The 17,543-nt window shown below is 42.4% G+C and carries 15 protein-coding genes; 1 reads left to right on the top strand and 14 read right to left on the bottom strand.

Going from position 1 to position 17,543, the window contains the following annotated elements:
* Positions 1–226 precede the first annotated feature (226 nt).
* Positions 227–727, bottom strand: a complete 501-nt coding sequence (locus ACQ4KW_RS02150) for an RDD family protein (RefSeq protein ID WP_430884892.1) — start codon at positions 725–727, stop codon at positions 227–229.
* Positions 728–995: 268 nt separating this feature from the next.
* Between ACQ4KW_RS02150 and ACQ4KW_RS02145 the strand changes: the two genes are divergently transcribed.
* Complete coding sequence (locus tag ACQ4KW_RS02145; protein ID WP_430884891.1) at positions 996–1,388, top strand: hypothetical protein; 393 nt, start codon at positions 996–998, stop codon at positions 1,386–1,388.
* 163 nt (positions 1,389–1,551) lie between these two features.
* Here the strand turns inward: ACQ4KW_RS02145 and ACQ4KW_RS02140 are convergent, their stop codons facing one another.
* The 13 genes from ACQ4KW_RS02140 to ACQ4KW_RS02080 form a co-directional block, all read right to left on the bottom strand.
* Positions 1,552–2,103 (bottom strand): 2-oxoacid:acceptor oxidoreductase family protein, encoded by a 552-nt coding sequence (locus ACQ4KW_RS02140; protein WP_430884890.1) that lies wholly within the window; start codon positions 2,101–2,103, stop codon positions 1,552–1,554.
* Position 2,104: 1 nt separating this feature from the next.
* The gene (locus tag ACQ4KW_RS02135) at positions 2,105–2,851 is read right to left on the bottom strand and encodes a thiamine pyrophosphate-dependent enzyme (protein WP_430884889.1); all 747 of its coding nucleotides are present in this window, start codon (positions 2,849–2,851) and stop codon (positions 2,105–2,107) included.
* Positions 2,851–3,915 carry a 3-methyl-2-oxobutanoate dehydrogenase subunit VorB gene (locus ACQ4KW_RS02130; RefSeq protein WP_430884888.1) on the bottom strand — a complete coding sequence of 355 codons (1,065 nt, stop codon included), beginning with the start codon at positions 3,913–3,915 and terminating at the stop codon, positions 2,851–2,853. Before ACQ4KW_RS02130 ends, ACQ4KW_RS02135 begins: the two co-directional genes overlap by 1 nt.
* A gap of 25 nt (positions 3,916–3,940) precedes the next feature.
* On the bottom strand, positions 3,941–4,165 hold the full coding sequence (locus tag ACQ4KW_RS02125; RefSeq protein WP_430884887.1) for a 4Fe-4S binding protein: 225 nt from the start codon (positions 4,163–4,165) through the stop codon (positions 3,941–3,943).
* Positions 4,166–4,239: 74 nt separating this feature from the next.
* Positions 4,240–4,968, bottom strand: coding sequence for an ATP-binding protein (locus ACQ4KW_RS02120; protein ID WP_430884886.1), 729 nt, complete (start codon positions 4,966–4,968; stop codon positions 4,240–4,242).
* The gene (buk, locus tag ACQ4KW_RS02115) at positions 4,940–6,013 is read right to left on the bottom strand and encodes a butyrate kinase (RefSeq protein ID WP_430884885.1); all 1,074 of its coding nucleotides are present in this window, start codon (positions 6,011–6,013) and stop codon (positions 4,940–4,942) included. The genes ACQ4KW_RS02120 and buk (ACQ4KW_RS02115) overlap by 29 nt, the downstream gene beginning before the upstream one ends.
* A gap of 283 nt (positions 6,014–6,296) precedes the next feature.
* The gene (locus tag ACQ4KW_RS02110) at positions 6,297–7,202 is read right to left on the bottom strand and encodes a phosphate butyryltransferase (RefSeq protein ID WP_430884884.1); all 906 of its coding nucleotides are present in this window, start codon (positions 7,200–7,202) and stop codon (positions 6,297–6,299) included.
* 1 nt (position 7,203) lies between these two features.
* Positions 7,204–8,286 (bottom strand): butyrate kinase, encoded by a 1,083-nt coding sequence (gene buk / locus ACQ4KW_RS02105; protein WP_430884883.1) that lies wholly within the window; start codon positions 8,284–8,286, stop codon positions 7,204–7,206.
* Between the two features lie 571 nt (positions 8,287–8,857).
* Positions 8,858–9,649, bottom strand: coding sequence for an ATP-binding cassette domain-containing protein (locus ACQ4KW_RS02100; RefSeq protein WP_430884882.1), 792 nt, complete (start codon positions 9,647–9,649; stop codon positions 8,858–8,860).
* Positions 9,642–10,637 (bottom strand): ABC transporter ATP-binding protein, encoded by a 996-nt coding sequence (locus ACQ4KW_RS02095; protein ID WP_430884881.1) that lies wholly within the window; start codon positions 10,635–10,637, stop codon positions 9,642–9,644. The genes ACQ4KW_RS02100 and ACQ4KW_RS02095 overlap by 8 nt, the downstream gene beginning before the upstream one ends.
* On the bottom strand, positions 10,637–12,811 hold the full coding sequence (locus ACQ4KW_RS02090) for a hypothetical protein (protein WP_430884880.1): 2,175 nt from the start codon (positions 12,809–12,811) through the stop codon (positions 10,637–10,639). The genes ACQ4KW_RS02095 and ACQ4KW_RS02090 overlap by 1 nt, the downstream gene beginning before the upstream one ends.
* Positions 12,812–15,319, bottom strand: a complete 2,508-nt coding sequence (locus ACQ4KW_RS02085; RefSeq protein WP_430884879.1) for an ABC transporter permease subunit — start codon at positions 15,317–15,319, stop codon at positions 12,812–12,814.
* A gap of 403 nt (positions 15,320–15,722) precedes the next feature.
* On the bottom strand, positions 15,723–17,450 hold the full coding sequence (locus tag ACQ4KW_RS02080) for a sigma 54-interacting transcriptional regulator (protein WP_430884878.1): 1,728 nt from the start codon (positions 17,448–17,450) through the stop codon (positions 15,723–15,725).
* Between the last annotated feature and the right edge of the window lie 93 nt (positions 17,451–17,543).

The following is a 17,543-nucleotide window of genomic DNA, read 5'->3' as shown; positions in this document are numbered from 1 at the left end:
TTTTTGCCTTTCCATTTAAAAACATATAATCTTATTCTCCATACTCAATGGTTTTTTCCTATTCTACTTTGCCCCATAAGGGACTTTGATCTGACACCACCCATAAGTAAAAGCCCTGAATATTTTCAGGGCTTTTATATTTAGCCAGTCTAGTCACTGTTACAAATTGCAGGTTATATGCTCTTTGTAGTATACTTAAAAATTTCGTTTTCAAAAAAGAGCTTGTCTATTTGGCCTTCTTATGGGTTGGAGAATCCACATAATTGAGCAAATCCGTCACATTGGAATGATCACAACACTCCCCATCTACAACCACCGTTCCTGCAAAAAGGTCATGTAGGCCTTGCTTTCTCTTTGTAAATTTTATTGGAATAAATCCAAAGCCTAGGGTCATGATGCATAAGGCCTTAACAACATATCGTAACGTGGCTCGACCAAATGTCAAACGATCACCCATGTCTGATGTTACAACAATCTTCATCACTTGCTTACCAATAGTCGCCTGTTTCTTACTGCTATGAAAACTGGTAAAATACAGCCAGTCAATGATCAGCGGTAGAAAGAAATAGACCCCTGCCATAACCATGGGTTTTTCATCCATAAGCACCGGACCAAGTTCCACACCAATAAATGAAGCCGCACTGATAGCCGCAACAATTCCCACAAGACTCGTGATGGCAAAATCAATCAACCATGCTATTAACCTTTTCTTAAATCCAATGTTCATACCCGTCACCTACCTGTCTATTAGAATAATTTTTTGTATGTATATTCTAATGAGCACTTTTAATACTTAATTTATACCTTTGATGAAGGAGAATTAACAGGTTATTCTTGGGAATGTGTGATTTATTTTGTTCTTAGATTTTTTTGTGGGATCTTTAATTTACTTCCGCTCTATATTCGCACAGTCGTGAGCCTAAAAAATTTGATTTCCTTATTTACACCCGCTAAGTTCTTGAAAGTATATACTTGTCCTCGAAATCTGCGATTTCTTGGTAATTTTCAGCTTCGCCCTCGAAATCTGCGATTTCTTGGTGATTCTCAGCTTCGCCCGCGAAATCTGCAATTTCTTGGTGATTTTCAGCTTCACCCTCGAAATCTGCGATTTCTTGGTGATTCTCAGCTTCGCCCTCGAAATCTGCGATTTCTTGGTGATTCTCAGCTTCGCCCTCGAAATCTGCGATTTCTTGGTGATTCTCAGCTTCGCCCTCGAAATCTGCGATTTCTTGGTCCGCGGGCGCGGACCATATGAAAAAATGGGTGATTCCAGAAATTCAAGCGAGCTTGATTTCTGGAATCACCCATTTTTTCATGCACTCCTGTTGCCTAACGCGAGAAAATACGCCATACCCCTTTTGGGATATGGCGCAACAACAAGAGAATGAGTAATTGGTAAGTGAGACGCTTTTGTTGCAAAGGGCAACATAAGCGCTACAGGAAGTTTACCTTCCGCTCAGAGTAACACACTCTGAAAGTGATGAAAATTAGGAGTATGAAAACAAATCAATCTAAGGATTTGTCTATACCTAGGTTATTTCCAGTAATCTCTTACTTCATTTCTCTAGCAAGAGCCGCGCCCTTTTCTAGAGCTTGTTCGTTCACTGGAATAAGGTGAGACTTAGAAGCGCCAAATAGCTTCGTAAGTGTCTCTTTTACAGTTGCTAGTTCCACTGGGCTGTTTAGCTCAATGTATGCACCTAGCATAACCATATTCGCAACACGAGCGTTACCAAGTTCATTGGCAACTTCGTTTGCTGGGATGTAAATAGCCTTAACGTCTGAACGAGAAACCTTCTTTTCGATCAGGGAGCTGTTTACAAGTACAAGACCATTCTCAACAACATCTTGCTCAAACTTTTCAAGAGATGGTAGGTTCATAACGATTGCACATGATGCATCGTTTGTGATGATTGGAGAGCCGATCATCTTGTCAGAAACCATAACGTTACAGTTTGCTGTACCGCCACGCATTTCTGGACCGTAAGACGGTAGCCAAGAAACTTGCTTGCCTTCAACCATACCAGAATATGTTAGTAGCTGACCCATAGACATAACGCCTTGGCCACCAAAACCTGCGCAAATAACCTTTTCGTTTACCATTCTATTTGTCCTCCTCTGGTGTTCTGAAGTTACCCATTGGGTAGTATGGCATCATATTGTCACGTAACCAAGTTAGAGAATCTTTTGGAGTCATTCCCCAGTTTGTTGGACAAGTTGATAGTACTTCTACCATTGAGAATCCTTTGCCGTCGATCTGGCACTGGAAGGCTTCCTTGATGGCCTTCTTAGCCTTACGAACGTTAGCTGGCGTATCAACAGATACACGTGCAATATATGCAGCGCCATGGATTGTAGCGAACATTTCAGATACCTTTAGAGGCATGCCTGAGTGCTCAACTGTACGACCTAGTGGAGATGTTGTCGCCTTTTGACCAATTAGAGTCGTAGGTGCCATCTGACCGCCTGTCATACCGTAAATAGCGTTGTTTACGAAAATTGTAGTGATTTTTTCACCTCTGTGCGCAACGTGAACAGCTTCTGCAGTACCGATTGAAGCTAGATCGCCGTCACCTTGGTAAGTGAATACAACTTTTTCTGGGTGCACACGCTTAATACCAGTTGCAACAGCAGGTGCACGGCCGTGAGCCGCTTCATGCATGTCGCAGTTGAAGTATTCATAAGCTAGTACAGAACAACCAACTGGTGCTACACCAATTGATTCACCTAAAACACCTAGTTCTTCAAGAACTTCAGCAGTGATACGGTGAATAATACCATGTGTACATCCTGGACAGTAATGAGTTTCTTTATCTACAAGACCTTGAGTCTTCTTAAATACGACTGACATTATTTTGCACCTCCGACCATTTCTCTGATCTTTTCTTTAATCGCATCTGGCTCCGGAATCATACCGCCAGAACGACCGTAGAAATCAACTGGTAGACGACCTTCATTAGCAATCTTAACATCATCAATCATCTGACCCATAGACATTTCAACTGTAAGGATACCTTTAGCAGTTGCAGGAATGTCTGCGAATGGCTTCATTGGGAAAGGCCATAGAGTGATTGGGCGAATAAGACCAACATTGATGCCTTCTTCTTTAAGTGCATCGATTGCATTCTTAACAATACGAGATGTTGTACCGTAAGCAACGCATACGATTTCAGCATTTTCCATATTGTATTCTTCATAGCGAACTTCATCACGACGCATTGCATCGTACTTGTTTTGAAGCTTGATGTTGTGGTCTTCTAGATCTTGAGGATCAAGCGCTAGAGAGTTAATGATGTTTGGCTTTCTTGAACCCTTTGTACCAGTTGTTGCCCAGTCTTTTTCAGGAAGCGTCTTACCAGACTTGATTTCCTTGAACTCGATAGGCTCCATCATTTGACCGATCATACCGTCACCAACAACCATAACTGGGTTACGGTAGAAGTCAGCTAGATCGAAAGCTTCTTGAACCAGGTCAACCATTTCCTGAAGATTTGCTGGTGCATATGTTAGAAGCTTGTAATCGCCATTACCACCACCACGAGTTACCTGGTTGTAGTCAGACTGTGCAGGCTGGATACCACCTAGACCTGGGCCACCACGAACGATATTGATAATAACTGCAGGTAGTTCTGCACCTGCGATATATGTGATACCTTCTTGCTTCAGAGCAATACCTGGTGAAGATGAAGATGTCATTACTCGAGCACCGGCGCCAGCAGCACCGTATACCATGTTAATTGCTGCAACTTCTGATTCTGCCTGTAGGAATACGCCGTCATTCTTTGGCATTTCTTTTGACATATACTCAGGAATTTCATTTTGAGGTGTGATTGGGTAACCGAAGAAGTATTTACATCCTGCTTTAATAGCAGCTGCACCAATTGCTTCGTTACCTTTCATAAGCACTTTAGCCATTTTAGTTGTTTCCTCCCTGCTATCCTTATACCATTTCTCTTTCGACAGTAATAACGCAATCCGGACACATCATTGCACAGTTTGCACATCCGATGCACTTGTCCATATCTGTTACAGTTGCTGGGTGGTAGCCCTTCTTGTTGATACGGTCTGTATCAAGCGTCATGATCTTAACTGGGCAAGCTGTTGTACAAAGACCACAGCCTTTGCAAATATCTTCGTTAAATATTACTTTACCTTTTGCAGCCACGTTTATACCCTCCTTATTTTTCGGTATATCACCTGGAATATCCATGAATATTCCAGGTCTATTATTATTTAGGTCTAGAGCCAATCAGGTCGCATGTACATTTGAAGTGGGAATACTTCACCACTTAAATCCTCTGGAAGTTGCTTTGCAACATCTTCTAGGGAAGCCACATAACGAACCGGAATATCCAGCTCTTTTGACACTTTTTCAACAAGTTCTTGTCCGTATAGAACATCTTCGACAGTTGTTTCTCTAAGCATATGCGTCGTATTGATCAGACCAGTCACCTTAGCTCCAAGAGTCGCTTCAATCGTCTTTATATGGTACATACAGCCTTCAAGAGTCGACGTCTCCGTCCTATAACGGTTAATAACACAAAACATGTCATAATCGCCATTTATGAAGTACCGCTTGTACTGAGATGCTGCTGTCGCACCCGCTGCATCACCACCGATATCGATAACAAGGTCATAGGAATGATCTTGTAACGGTGCTTGTACTTCTGCCGTCAACATTGGTAGAGCCAGATTAGCAGCATGGCCTCTTGCACCACTGATCACACGAACGCCTGCGTCTTCCATCATCTGAGCTTTCTCTCTTGATCTAAAATAAGGATTTACAATATCCATATCTGCAATTGCAACTTTTCGACCAAGTCCAGCAAGTTTCATTGTGTAATTCACAGCAAATTCTGTTTTACCGCTACCATAGTGGCCCACTATAAGACGAATACGATTATCACTTAACATGTTCATTTTCACCTGTCCTATTATCTTACTTGTATTCTTGAGCTGTTTCTTCACCCTTAAGAACACGAAGTCCGCCCTCAGCAAGAGCTTTCATTTCGTCTTCACCTGGATAAACAATCACTTTGCCCATGAACTCAACGCTGTCGCTGATCCACTGCACGAATTGCTTGTCATAAGCGATACCGCCAGTTAGGATGATGCCATCAATCTTACCCTGAAGCACAGCCGCACATGCACCAATTTCTTTTGAAATTTGGTAAGCCATTGCCTTGTAGATCACTTCAGCGTCCTTGTTGCCCGCTTCAATCATCTTATTTACTTCTCGACCGTCATTCGTATTCAGGTAAGCCACAAGACCGCCATTACCCTTAATCAGCTTCTTGATTTCAGCAAGTGTGTATTTGCCTGAGAAACATAGCTTTGCAAGATCACCAACAGGTAGACCGCCAGCACGCTCAGGACTAAATGGACCCTCACCATCAAGTGCGTTATTAACATCAATTACGCGACCCAGCTTATGAGCGCCAACAGAAACACCGCCACCCATGTGAGCCACAACAAAATTACATTCTTCATAAGGCTTGTTCATTTCAGCAGCCGCACGACGTGCAACAGCCTTTTGGTTTAGAGCGTGGAAGATAGACTTTCTTTCAAGCTCAGGCATACCAGAAATTCTTGCAACATCATGCATTTCATCAACCACAACTGGGTCAACAATAAATGATGGAATGTTTAGTGATGATGCGATTTCATTTGCCAAAATACCGCCAAGGTTAGATGCATGTTCACCAAGAACACCAACCTTAAGGTCTTCAATCATATTAGCTGATACATTGTACGTACCGCCCTTGATCGGCTTTAGTAGGCCCCCACGACCCACAACAGCAGAAAGTTTAGTTAGGTTGATTCCCTTTTCTTCTAGAGTGTCAAGAATCACTTTCTTTCTAAAGTCATACTGATCAAAGATCTTGTCGTACTTGTTGATCTCTTCAGCTGGATGTCTAAGTGTTTCTTCAAACACTGATTTGTCATTATCAAAAATTGCGATCTTTGTAGATGTTGAACCTGGATTGATCGCTAGAATACGATATTCTTGCATCTTGCACCTGCCTTTTGTTTTCTCCGCCTCATTGACTCAGATCACCACGTGATCTATTAACCGTTAATTAATGCCTCTCCCAAACGTTCTCTTTTCATCATCCTCGAATTGGTGTATTCGGGACTTTATATATATTCCCAGACAGTTGCCGGGATTATGGACCTGACAATGATCTAGAAGCCAGCTCTTTTGCCGGAGAGCCTTCACTTTAGTCATCAAATCCATTTTTCTCTTTATATTTTATATAATGTGTTATTTCACCGTCATATAAGATCGGCTTATATTACATTTTTGCTGCCATCAGAACGCCAAGTGCAATAGAATTCAGCTTTGATGCGTCACTATCTGCACGTGATGTCAACACAACTGGTGCCTTAGCGCCTACAATGATGCCTGCACTTTGAGCTGTACAAAGGAAGTTTAGAGCCTTGTACAGAACATTGCCCGCCTCAATTGTTGGAGCAAGCAGGATGTCACATTTACCCGCTGCTGGATGGTCAATTTTCTTGATTTTAGCAGCTTCCTCTGAAACTGCATTATCAAGGGCAAATGGTCCACCAACGATACAGTTCTTGATTTCACCCGCTTCGTTCATGCGAACAAGCTCAGCAGCATCCACAGTCGCCGGCATCTTTTCATTGACCTTTTCCTTAGCGCAAATCACGCCAACCTTAGGCACATCGATGTCCAGTGCATTTGCCACAACTAGAGAGTTTTCAAGAATCTGCTTCTTACCTTGTACATCTGGAGCAATATTCATTGCAGCGTCCGTTACCATTAGAATTCTTGGGTAACTTGGCACATCGAATACCGCCACGTGGCTTAGAACATTACCTGTTCTTAGGCCAACTTCTTTATTCAGAACAGCTTTTAGGATAATCGCTGTATCAACGAGCCCCTTCATCACCATATGCGCCTTGCCAGTAGATACAAGCTCAACAGCCTTTAGTGATGCTTCAGCCATGTCTTTAATGTCGATTAACTCATAATTGCCAAGATCAATCTTGTGGTCTCCAGCAATTTTCTCAATAGCTTCTTTATCACCCACAAGAATTGCATTTGCAATCCCTTGTGAACGGGCAGCCTCAACAGCAAGCATAACGTCTGAATCCTGGGCACAGGCTACAGAAATCGTCTTGGGGCCACGGTCCTTTGCAACTTTTAGTAGATCTTCAAAATTAGTGATCAACTTAGTTCACCTCATTCTCATAGATTTTTGGAGTTTCCTCATTATTTAGAACACGTACAACACTTTCATTGAGTGCTGTCATTTCATCTTCGCCGGGCTTAATAATTACCGGTGCGATGAAATCCACCATGTCTTTGATATAGTTTGTTAAGTATTCTGAGTAAGCCACGCCACCTGTCAGTACAATGGCATCAATATCCCCCTTCAGGGCCGTTGCCATACCACCTATTTCTTTGGCGATTTGATACCCCATGGCTTCAAATACAAGTTTGGCTTTTTCATCACCAGATTCAATCATCTTTAGGACTTCTCTTGCATCATTTGTTCCCAGGTAGGCCACAAGTCCACCCTTGCCTCTTAATTTAGGTTTTAGGGTCTTCATCGTGTATTCACCTGAAAAACACATTTTAACAATATCGCCAACCGGAAGACCGCCTGATCTCTCAGGACTGAAAGGTCCCATTTCATTGGCATTGTTGGCATCGATCATCTTGCCTTTTTGCATAGGCACGACAGAGATACCGCCTCCTAGATGGGCAACAACCAAATTCAGGTCATTGATGTGTACACCCTTGTCTGCCGCAACCGAATGGGCAATGGCTCTAATATTCAGGGCATGAAGCAATGATTTTCTTTTAATATCTGGCATTCCGGAAATGCGTGCCACATCTTCAAATTCATCAACAGCAACTGGATCCGCTATATAGGCTTCCACTTCACCGGCGTCTGCAATCGCTCTGGCAATAATGCCGCCAAGATTTGATGCATGTTCGCCTTGAATACCGATTTTCAGATCTTCAATCATCGGTGCTGTTACTTTATAAGTGCCACTTGGCATTGGCTTTAAAAGACCACCTCGGCCCACAACCGCTTTCAATTGACTCGTGCTATAGCCTTCGTCTTTCATCCAGCTTAGGATCATGTCTTTTCGATACTCATACTGGTCAGTGATTTTCTCAAATTTGTCTAGTTCATCTGTACCATGACTTAAATTCTTTTGGATCACATTCTCCAGATCCTTGAACAAAGCAACCTTTGTCGAAGTTGAACCTGGGTTTATCGCGAGTACGTACTCTCTTGCCAAAACCTTCACCTCCATATGTATTTCCGCTTTATATATAGTGCAAGCTGCGTGCCAAGTTTCTATTTTTGACATGATATTTATAATTTCCTGTCAAAGTATTGGAATGACTCATTCCATTTTTTTGAATTGAGCATGCGCTGAAAAACGTTTTCACAACAAGTGCAATATATTGCATGTAAAATGTTGCACTATCATTCACCAAGTGCATTCACTTGCATTTTTATGATAATAGTTATCACTAAAAAACCAGCGTTTTGAGTTCTGAACATATGATTATAAGCCACTTTTGTTCTATGTAAAGATCTTACGAGCCATCTTTTACAAATGTGTCCTCTATGCAAAAAAGCATATTGCAAACTTGCAACATGCTTTTTCAACACTTGGGCTCTTCCTTAAATAATCTCTATATTCTCTTTGTACATATTAATATGTTCCCTTATAATCTTCCTTTAAATGAGTCCATCCAACACTTAAAATTTATAAGTCACATCCCGCATATCCCTTGCAGGTTTTATCTTCTCACATTTACAGTCCGCCCATGTTTTATGTGTTAATCCTTTTATGATCCACCTTAACCATGCCCCAGTTCTGAGGCTTCTATCAATTTCTTAGTGTAGTCATGATCAGGCATATCCATGACTTTTTCAACCTCTCCCATCTCAACAATTTCCCCCAGACGCATAATGGCCACACGATTACACATTTGTCGAACCACATTCAAATCATGGGTGATAAGTATATAGGTCAAATTCATATCCGTCTTCAACTGATTCAACAGATTGATCACCTGCCCTTGAACACTCACATCAAGAGCACTTAAGGGTTCATCCAGAAGAAGGACATCTGGTCTAACAGCCAGGGCCCTTGCAATACCGACCCTTTGTTTTTGACCACCACTCAATTCTGTTGGAAGCTTGTCCATAAACATGGGACCCAGGCCCACAAGACCAAGAAGCCTCTCGCATTCGACCTCGTAGTCTTTCCTAGGAACAACACTATGGATATGGAGCGGTTCTATCATAATTTCACGAACCGTTCTTTTGCTATCTAGTGATTCCCTGGACTGCTGAAAAACAACCTGAAACGACTTACGCCATTTTTGCAAATCCTGGTGAGAATAATCAAAAATAGACGCTGATTCATAAGTCACGTCCCCCCTATCAGCATTAATCATCCTAGAAATGAGATTTCCCACCGTGGTCTTTCCCGATCCACTCTCGCCAATCAGTCCAAAACAATCTCCTCGGTACACCTGAAAACTGACATTCTTAACGGCTTTCACTTTTCTTTGCTTATCAAAGAGACCCGCTTTCACATAAAATGTTTTGCTGACTTCTTTCACACCAATAATAGGATTATTCATCAACCTTCACCTCCAGTGGATTGTGACACCGAATCGACTGGACTCCAACTTGTCTAACAGGTGGCAGGGATGACGTGCAGGCTTTCACCACACGATCACATCTTGACTTGAAGGGACAGAGATTTTCATAATCTTGCGGAGAGGGGGGATGCCCTGGTAATTCAAATAGATTAATATCTCCTTTTCCAAGGGACTGAGCGCACTCTATAAGTCCAGCGGTATAAGGATGCCTTGGATGCTTCATGATAGCCGTCTTAGGACCGCTTTCCATAATTAAACCACTATACATAACAGCCACGTCATCACAGGCATAAGCCACCACATCAAAATCATGGGTGATCATGGCAATACTGATCCCCCTTGATTTCTTAACGCTTATAAACAGATCCAGAACCATTTTTCTAAGGGAAGCATCTATGGCCGATGTGGGTTCATCTGCAATAATAAGGTCGGGGTCGAGTAGGCCTGCCATAGCTATCATGACACGCTGGGCCATTCCTCCGCTCAACTGACTTGGATACATATTGAGAACACTTTTTGAGTCCTTTATGCCCACAGATTCAAGAGCCTCTTCAATTCTCCTTGCGTTCACTTTGACATTGTGGAGCTTAAAGACCTCTTCCAGTTGACCTCTCACTTTCTTATAAGGGTTCATGGAATCAATGGCATTTTGAAAAACAAAGCCAATCTGTCGCCCTCGAATACTTGCCAGGGCCTTATCATTTTGCTTGAGAAGATCCTCCCCATGAAAATATGCGCCCCCCTGGTGAATATCGCAGTAGCCCTGGTCTAAAAGCCCCGTAGCCGCGGTCATGGTCACTGTCTTTCCGCTACCACTTTCACCAAGTATGCCCAGTATTTTGCCTCTTTTAACATCAATGCTCACACCATGCAGGATTTCAACGTACTTGGCTCCGACAGGTAGGCTTAATTTTAAGTCATCAATTTCCAGTATGTTTTCATTTTGTTCTTTATCGCGCTCCATCATCAGTAAGCCCCTCCCAAGATCAAATCGTAAATAAAGCCCGTTAGGTCTTCGGTGACATAGGCCGGTCTATTCGTTCCAGTTCCAGTCCCAGTCCTAGTTTCAATCCCATCCATATCACCTAGTTGAACATGGATGCACGACGGACCTCTTGTAAAAATATCAGGACGGCTTTTGACAAGGTCCTTTGTCATTTGAACATCGACGTCTTGGCCAATTTTCCCAGCACGCTGGGCTAGGCTCCATCCATAAAATCGGGAATGTGGCGCATGACTGTCACCAAAGAGTATTTGACCTTGGTCAGCCACAACAGACACATCCAGATAAACCGCAGTGTCCTTTGGGGCGTATAATGGATGTTTCAAATACTCCAGCAAGCCATAGCCTGTCGATGTATGGCTTCCATCCCAAAAGGCAAAAATCACCTTGCGGTCCAGCTTATGACGATCCTTTGAAAAGGCTTCCATGAGTTCCAACATGGCAATTAAGCTTTCACGCTCCTGAGGCGACTCATAATTGTACTGGCCTCCAATAATAATGGCTTCATCGTTCACCTTGTCCGTTTTGCCTTCAATAACACCATATAGGTTCATCCCCTGACCTTCTATTTCTGCGCACTGAACACGAATCTTGGCCTGGCTTCCAATGTCCCAGTCAAGACCCTGACGCACAAATAAAACAGGCATTTGCGCTCTAAAGCTCCCTAAGTTATCAATTGTGGTCAAATCAGACATAATCACAATCACTGCACCGATATGGTTTGACGCTCCAATATGATCTATATAATCTTCCACAGCTGACTGGGTGTAGTAGGTTCCGTCAAGGAGTAAAAGCTCACCACCACTCAGTTGCAAGTCTTCATGACCCAGAACATCTACGGTTCTTCCATCGTATAAGACTCCATTAAATTGACCATTTCCATAACCTGCTACAACAAAGTCTTTCTGTCTTACCAGCACTTGGCCTCCATCTAATTCGAGTTCTGCACTTTCAGTCAACCAATATGGGGTAAAATCATATGCTGTTTTATAGCTACTATCAATTGGTTTGAGCCCCTGGTCTATCATTCTTGATTCCAACCAATCCGCCATATCTTTATTATCTTGCCGAACCACGGCAAAATCTGGCAGTTCTGATGGTGGAGCGAGGGAGCCTTTCTCCCCAGCATTTTGCGATAAGGCAAAAGCAATACCAATTATCAGAACACCTAGAAGAGCGGGTTTCTTGTAGCCCTTAACCCGGGTCATAAACTTTGAATTTTGAACCTGCAGTGCCTTGCGAAGCCCCTCGCCAAACATATTAAAGCCCAAAATGCTTATAAAAAAGGCCACGGCCGGAGAAAAGACCAACCAAGGGGCCGATCTAAGGTAGGTTTTTGAAGCCCCCATCATGGCCGCCCACTCCGGTTCAAAACTCATGGGTTTAGAGATGATAATGCCCCTATCTGATTTTTCCACAATACGTAAATTCCCAATAAAGACCATGAAGGCTCCCAGTTGCATGAGAAGACCCAGCACAACGGCAATTTCCATAAATGCCATTACGGTCATTTCCGCTGCCAAATGGGGCACCACATTGGTTAGGGCAATCATACGTCTGCTTTTACCAATGGATATTTCACTGCGAATGAAGTCTTGTCCCAGAATGTCCTCTGATCGAGACTGGACAACTTCCGCAACCCTTGACCACCCTACCAGCGTCAGCATAAATACAAAAACCCAAAAGGAAAGTTCTTTAGGAAGGGACTCAAAAAACTGTATTTTTAGTATTATGACACAAATAATAAGAGGGGGCACAAAATTAAAAATAATATTGGACAGCCTTATGGTCCCCTGGGCCACTGGATTGCCAAAGGCCGCTGGAATACCAATAAAGAGACTGAGCAAAAATCTAAAAAACACAACCATGAGACTTATCCCGATGGTTAGTCTTGCACCATACACAATCAGGCTAATCAAATCTCTGCCCATTTCATCTGTCCCGAGTTTATGTCTCTCATCAGGCGCAAACGGTGGTGTCATAAATTTAAAGTTTCCGCCGTCATCTTGATAAGACTTTAGGGTCTCTGTTGCATATGGGTTGTATTTAGTATAAAAGCTAGGCACCAATATTACAGACAGGAGCATCAATAAAATAAGTCCACCAAGCACCAATGGCATATTAATTTTCCGCTTCATTTACAGGATCCCCCTTTTCATCGGATTCAAAATAGTGGATAACATTTTGAATAGAAGACTCAAGGCCAAATACATAATGCCTATGCCCATGGATAATATAAGCACAAGTGATACAGAATCCATATGAGTGATTAAATAATTGGCAATACCAGGGTATCCATAAAAGTATTCTACAATGATTAAATTCGCAATGAGGAGTTTCATTACTGATGGCATAGCGTCCAAAATTTTTAACATCATAACAGGCAGCAAATGGCCTATAAAGGCCTGTCTTTTTGTCGCGCCTTTTGCAAGCGCCCCTTTTACATAACCCTTATGTCGCTCTTCTTCCACTGCAATAAGTGCAAGGCGGCTAACATATATTGAAGGAATAATCGACAGGGCTAACACCGGCATAACGATGCCCCGCATGGCCCCGACTTCAATCATGTTCACAAGGGTTTCATTTTTTGACCATAATATAATCACTTGAAGGCCTAAAAATGCCACGAGAACATCAGGCATAGATAAGAGGGCAAGGGATATAAAATTCTTACCATCTGTTGGTCTGTAGCTATCCACAGCCCCTTTAAGAAATCCGATCATCAGACTAATTGCGATGGCTGGCACCACAAGCTTCAATGATCCTGTGATAAGGCTGGACAGTATACGCATATCCACATTGCCAACACCTTTTAGGGCAAACCCGCTTGTCAGCAACCTCTCAGTGAACATGACTGTCTGCTTTAAATACAGGTAAGGCGAATAACCGCTATAAAGGCCATAATATTCTGTGGTGACAAAGCTTTTGGGAAACAAAAGCAGATAGATCATAAAAAGTATGAGCACCAGGGCAGGAACAGCAAAATAAACTGTATTTGAAAGCAGTCTAAATGGTCTGGAATGGCTTATACTACGAATATTAATACCCATACATTCGAAACTCGGATAAACCTTTGCCAGTTTGTTTACCAACATAAAGAATAAGACCATGAGGCCTAGCATAAAGCCACCCCAGACCCACTTTTCATTCAAGTAATCCGCTTGATTTTGCTTTAAAACATCCCTTAGTAAAAAACTCCTTAAAACTTGGCTCACGCCATCAACTTTATTTCTTGTAAGGTCTACAAGATCATCCCCAGCCGTATAGACATCTGATCCTGAGGACATGATCACATGGGGAATGTTCATATCAATCAACTTTTGAAATCCAGGTACTGGATCAGCTGTATCCCCACGAACTGCTCCTACTCCAACATCTTGTGCATGCATCATGAGGCGAAGTTGGAGGGCTGATTGCCTGGTTGACGTGGTTGCAAGTGCATCCCCAAATACGATGGGCATGTCAAGGACACCGCCTAAGTTCTGAATGTGTATCCATTCCACTTGACGATTAAGATCCACGGAAGACATAAAGGCTTCCATTCCATACTCGCCTTGCTTTGACCCATTTAAAAACACAAAATAGAGATCCTTTTGCGCTACAATGTCCAGTTTGTAAAACAAGTCCACCAAGTCAAGAACAACTGCTGTTCCCATCGCTTGACCACCTGATGGCAAAATCTCCCCTGTTAGTTCCTGGCCGTATCCATCTAAGTCAGATGATATAATAACCGCTCCGCTCTCAGGCGATTTCCCAGGAAACTTGACCACTATATTGCTGGTATTTACGAGAGGGTAACTTGCAATTGATTCTATGTGGACATCTTGAATATGTCCTGTGACCTTCTCACTCATATACCCCGATGCCTGTATTGGGTCAAGGTTTGAATGGACCTTGATCAAATTACCTTCTTTTTTAGCTTCGTCCTTCAGAAAATCAAATGCTGTTTTACTTAGGCTGCCTACAAAAATCGATTTTCCGACTTTCCAGTCAACCCTCAAGTTCAGTTTCGTGTCTTCAGAAACATGTCTTGCATCTGGATCAAATCCGTTGGTAAACTGATTTAAGACACCAATAACACCCCGGTCTATAGCATCGTCTATAAAATCATTTGTCACACGGTTCATCTGAGTGATGAGAACTTTGTCTTTTAGCAAGTCTGGCTCAATATCATAAATACTATCTGTCACCAGTATGGCCTGACCTCTAAAATCTATGTTCCCGCTTCTCGGTCTATTTTCTGTCAGAAAATCCTGACCGTACATGAGCTGAACACGATTGTCACTCGTTTCATTTTCTGATTTTTCAGTTATTTCTTCCGGTGTCTCATTTGGAAGAAAACTAAATATAGGTCTGTCTTCATATTTCATCACAGGCACATTGAAGGTTTGCCTTTTCATGAACACTTTGTCTTTGCTGGCTTCCCTTAGAACATCGCCCAGGCTTGACTCAATATAGTCTAAAGCCTCACTGTTTCCTGCGGTGCCTGTCGCTCTTCCACCAAAGGCATCTGACATTAACATTTCTGTATGCTCCATAATCCGGTCAAGGTTCACATCAGGATACCTTGGATCTTCACTCAACTGGATAGCATACACGAGCAAAAAAATAAGAACCCCTGTCGCTAAAACGCCCCATCGTTTCATAATACGCCTCCCCTATTTTCACGTTCATATCTCTTAGTATTTAATTCTACAAATCGCTATTTACCCCTTTCCTGTACATTAAAATAAATTTATCGTCACCTCAAGTCCAGCATTGGTGCACTTTTCGTACTTTTTAAATTTTCGTCATATTTCGCTTTATGAGTGTTTTAAGCATATTTTTCAGGGGGTTCTAGCAGATGCGCTTGTTGTATATGGCCTTTGCGCCTGAGCTTCTTGATTCATACAAGAGTCAAGACATCATCACGTTTAAATAAACTGGACCTGTTTTAAAATATAAAATCCCCATACCGTTTAACTGAAACGGATATGGGGATACCTTGACACAGCATTGATTGTCTTACGATCTTTAAAAGTCAAATTTGAAATCACAGACCATCCTGGGCTAGTGAATGCCATACTTTTTTAATTTATAGTAAAGGGATCTTAAGGATATGCCTAAATCTTTTGCCGTCTGCTCCCTGTTGTCATCATTAATTCTAAGAACAGAAAGAATATGTCTCTTCTCAATCGCATCCAGATGGGAGGAAAGTTTGCGGTCATTCATAGGAATATCAGGCAGGTCATGTCCCTGACTTTCATAAATTGGTCCACCATCAGAAATATTAGTCTGAAAAGCTGGCATATGGTAACGGTCTAAGATCGTTTCATTCATGCGCATATTGATCATTGACCGTCCAATGTAGTTCTCAAGTTCTCTCACGTTTCCAGGCCAGTCATAGGACAATATGTGGGCCATAGCTGTCTGACTGATGTCGCTGACATGCCTTCCGTACTCCTGATTGTACTTGTTGATCAAGAAGCTAATAAGGGCGTCTAAGTCATCTTTATGATTTCTGAGTGAAGGAATTTGTATTGGAAAAACATTGAGTCTGTAGTAGAGATCCTTTCTGAAACCACCGTCAAAAACTGCCTTTTCAAGATCTACATTTGTTGCTGATATAACTCTTACATCCACATTGACTGGTTTTGTGCCCCCGACGCGTACAATTTCTTTTTCTTGAAGCACGCGCAGGAGTTTTGCCTGCATGGTCAGACTGATTTCCCCAATTTCATCAAGAAATATGGTGCCACCATCGGCCTGCTCAAACAGACCAATCTTCCCACCCTTTGAAGCCCCTGTAAAGGCCCCTTCTTCATAGCCAAAAAGTTCACTTTCCAGTATATTCTCAGAAATGGCTGCGCAGTTCACTCGAACGAACTGATTGAACTTTCTTTCAGATGCATTATGGATGGCATGGGCAAAGAGTTCCTTTCCTGTTCCGCTTTCACCTCTTAATATAATGGTTGCAGGTGTTTCCGCAGCAAGCCGCGCCTTAGCAATGGTGGCTTCCATGAGTTCACTCTTGCCAATTATGTCATCAAAGGTGTACTTGGCTTCCAAATTTCGGATAATTTGCTTTGCCTGGTCCAGTTCTGACACGAGCTTATTGATTTCTGTCAAGTCATGTATTACCGCAACACTGCCCCGTAATTCTCCATCAACTATAATAGGTGCTGCTTCTGTCATAACCTCTTTCCTATTGGGCCCTACCCGATGATACATGCCTTTTACAGGTTCCTGCGTCTCGAGCACTTTTAAATGAACACTTTCCCCTTCAGCCAAGTCCACAGTGGATGGCTTGCCAATAATATCATCTTCAGTATAGCCTGTTAGTCTTGTGTAAGCTGGATTTATCAACCAGCCAATACCATCTTGATTCACAACAGATATGGCATCCTGAGTGGCATTTAATATAGCCTCTAGCATGGACTGAACTTCCCGTAAATTGGTGATTTCCTCTGCTAGAGCATGTATTTCCGTAATATCTCTAAAAACCGCAATGGCACCAATGACCTCTCCCATTTCGTTTTTTACAGGCATGCGGTTGGTGACTATTTCAATGTCTCCAAGCATCTGTTTTCTATTAAGCTCTGAGTCGCCTGTCTTTAGTATATAGGGGAGTCTGGTCGTATCGACCACCTCAGTAACTGGTTTTCCAATGACTTGACTGGGTACTTTTCCTGTCAGCTTACCTGCTGCAGCATTATACACAGTTATTATGCCTTTTTTGTCAACCGCAATCATAGCATCGTGGGTTGAATCTAAAATGAGTTCAATCTCCCGTTTCATGGGCCACCTCAACTCTCGTTTGTCACTATATTTTCTCTATCGCTTTTCAAATTCACTTATTCATATTAAGTGGTCTACAAATCATCTTTTCCA

It is taken from the genome of Tianxiuia mixotrophica, assembly GCF_050596425.1.
In the GTDB taxonomy this organism is placed as follows: domain Bacteria; phylum Bacillota; class Clostridia; order Peptostreptococcales; family Acidaminobacteraceae.
This window is presented reverse-complemented; position numbering and strand designations above follow the sequence as displayed.

Coding starts and splice junctions, on each gene's coding strand:
- ACQ4KW_RS02150 (WP_430884892.1), bottom strand. CDS start 727: ATGAACATTGGATTTAAGAAAAGGTTAATAGCATGGTTGATTGATTTT.
- ACQ4KW_RS02140 (WP_430884890.1), bottom strand. CDS start 2,103: ATGGTAAACGAAAAGGTTATTTGCGCAGGTTTTGGTGGCCAAGGCGTT.
- ACQ4KW_RS02135 (WP_430884889.1), bottom strand. CDS start 2,851: ATGTCAGTCGTATTTAAGAAGACTCAAGGTCTTGTAGATAAAGAAACT.
- ACQ4KW_RS02130 (WP_430884888.1), bottom strand. CDS start 3,915: ATGGCTAAAGTGCTTATGAAAGGTAACGAAGCAATTGGTGCAGCTGCT.
- buk (WP_430884885.1), bottom strand. CDS start 6,013: ATGCAAGAATATCGTATTCTAGCGATCAATCCAGGTTCAACATCTACA.
- ACQ4KW_RS02100 (WP_430884882.1), bottom strand. CDS start 9,649: ATGAATAATCCTATTATTGGTGTGAAAGAAGTCAGCAAAACATTTTAT.
- ACQ4KW_RS02095 (WP_430884881.1), bottom strand. CDS start 10,637: ATGATGGAGCGCGATAAAGAACAAAATGAAAACATACTGGAAATTGAT.
- ACQ4KW_RS02090 (WP_430884880.1), bottom strand. CDS start 12,811: ATGAAGCGGAAAATTAATATGCCATTGGTGCTTGGTGGACTTATTTTA.
- ACQ4KW_RS02085 (WP_430884879.1), bottom strand. CDS start 15,319: ATGAAACGATGGGGCGTTTTAGCGACAGGGGTTCTTATTTTTTTGCTC.
- ACQ4KW_RS02080 (WP_430884878.1), bottom strand. CDS start 17,450: ATGAAACGGGAGATTGAACTCATTTTAGATTCAACCCACGATGCTATG.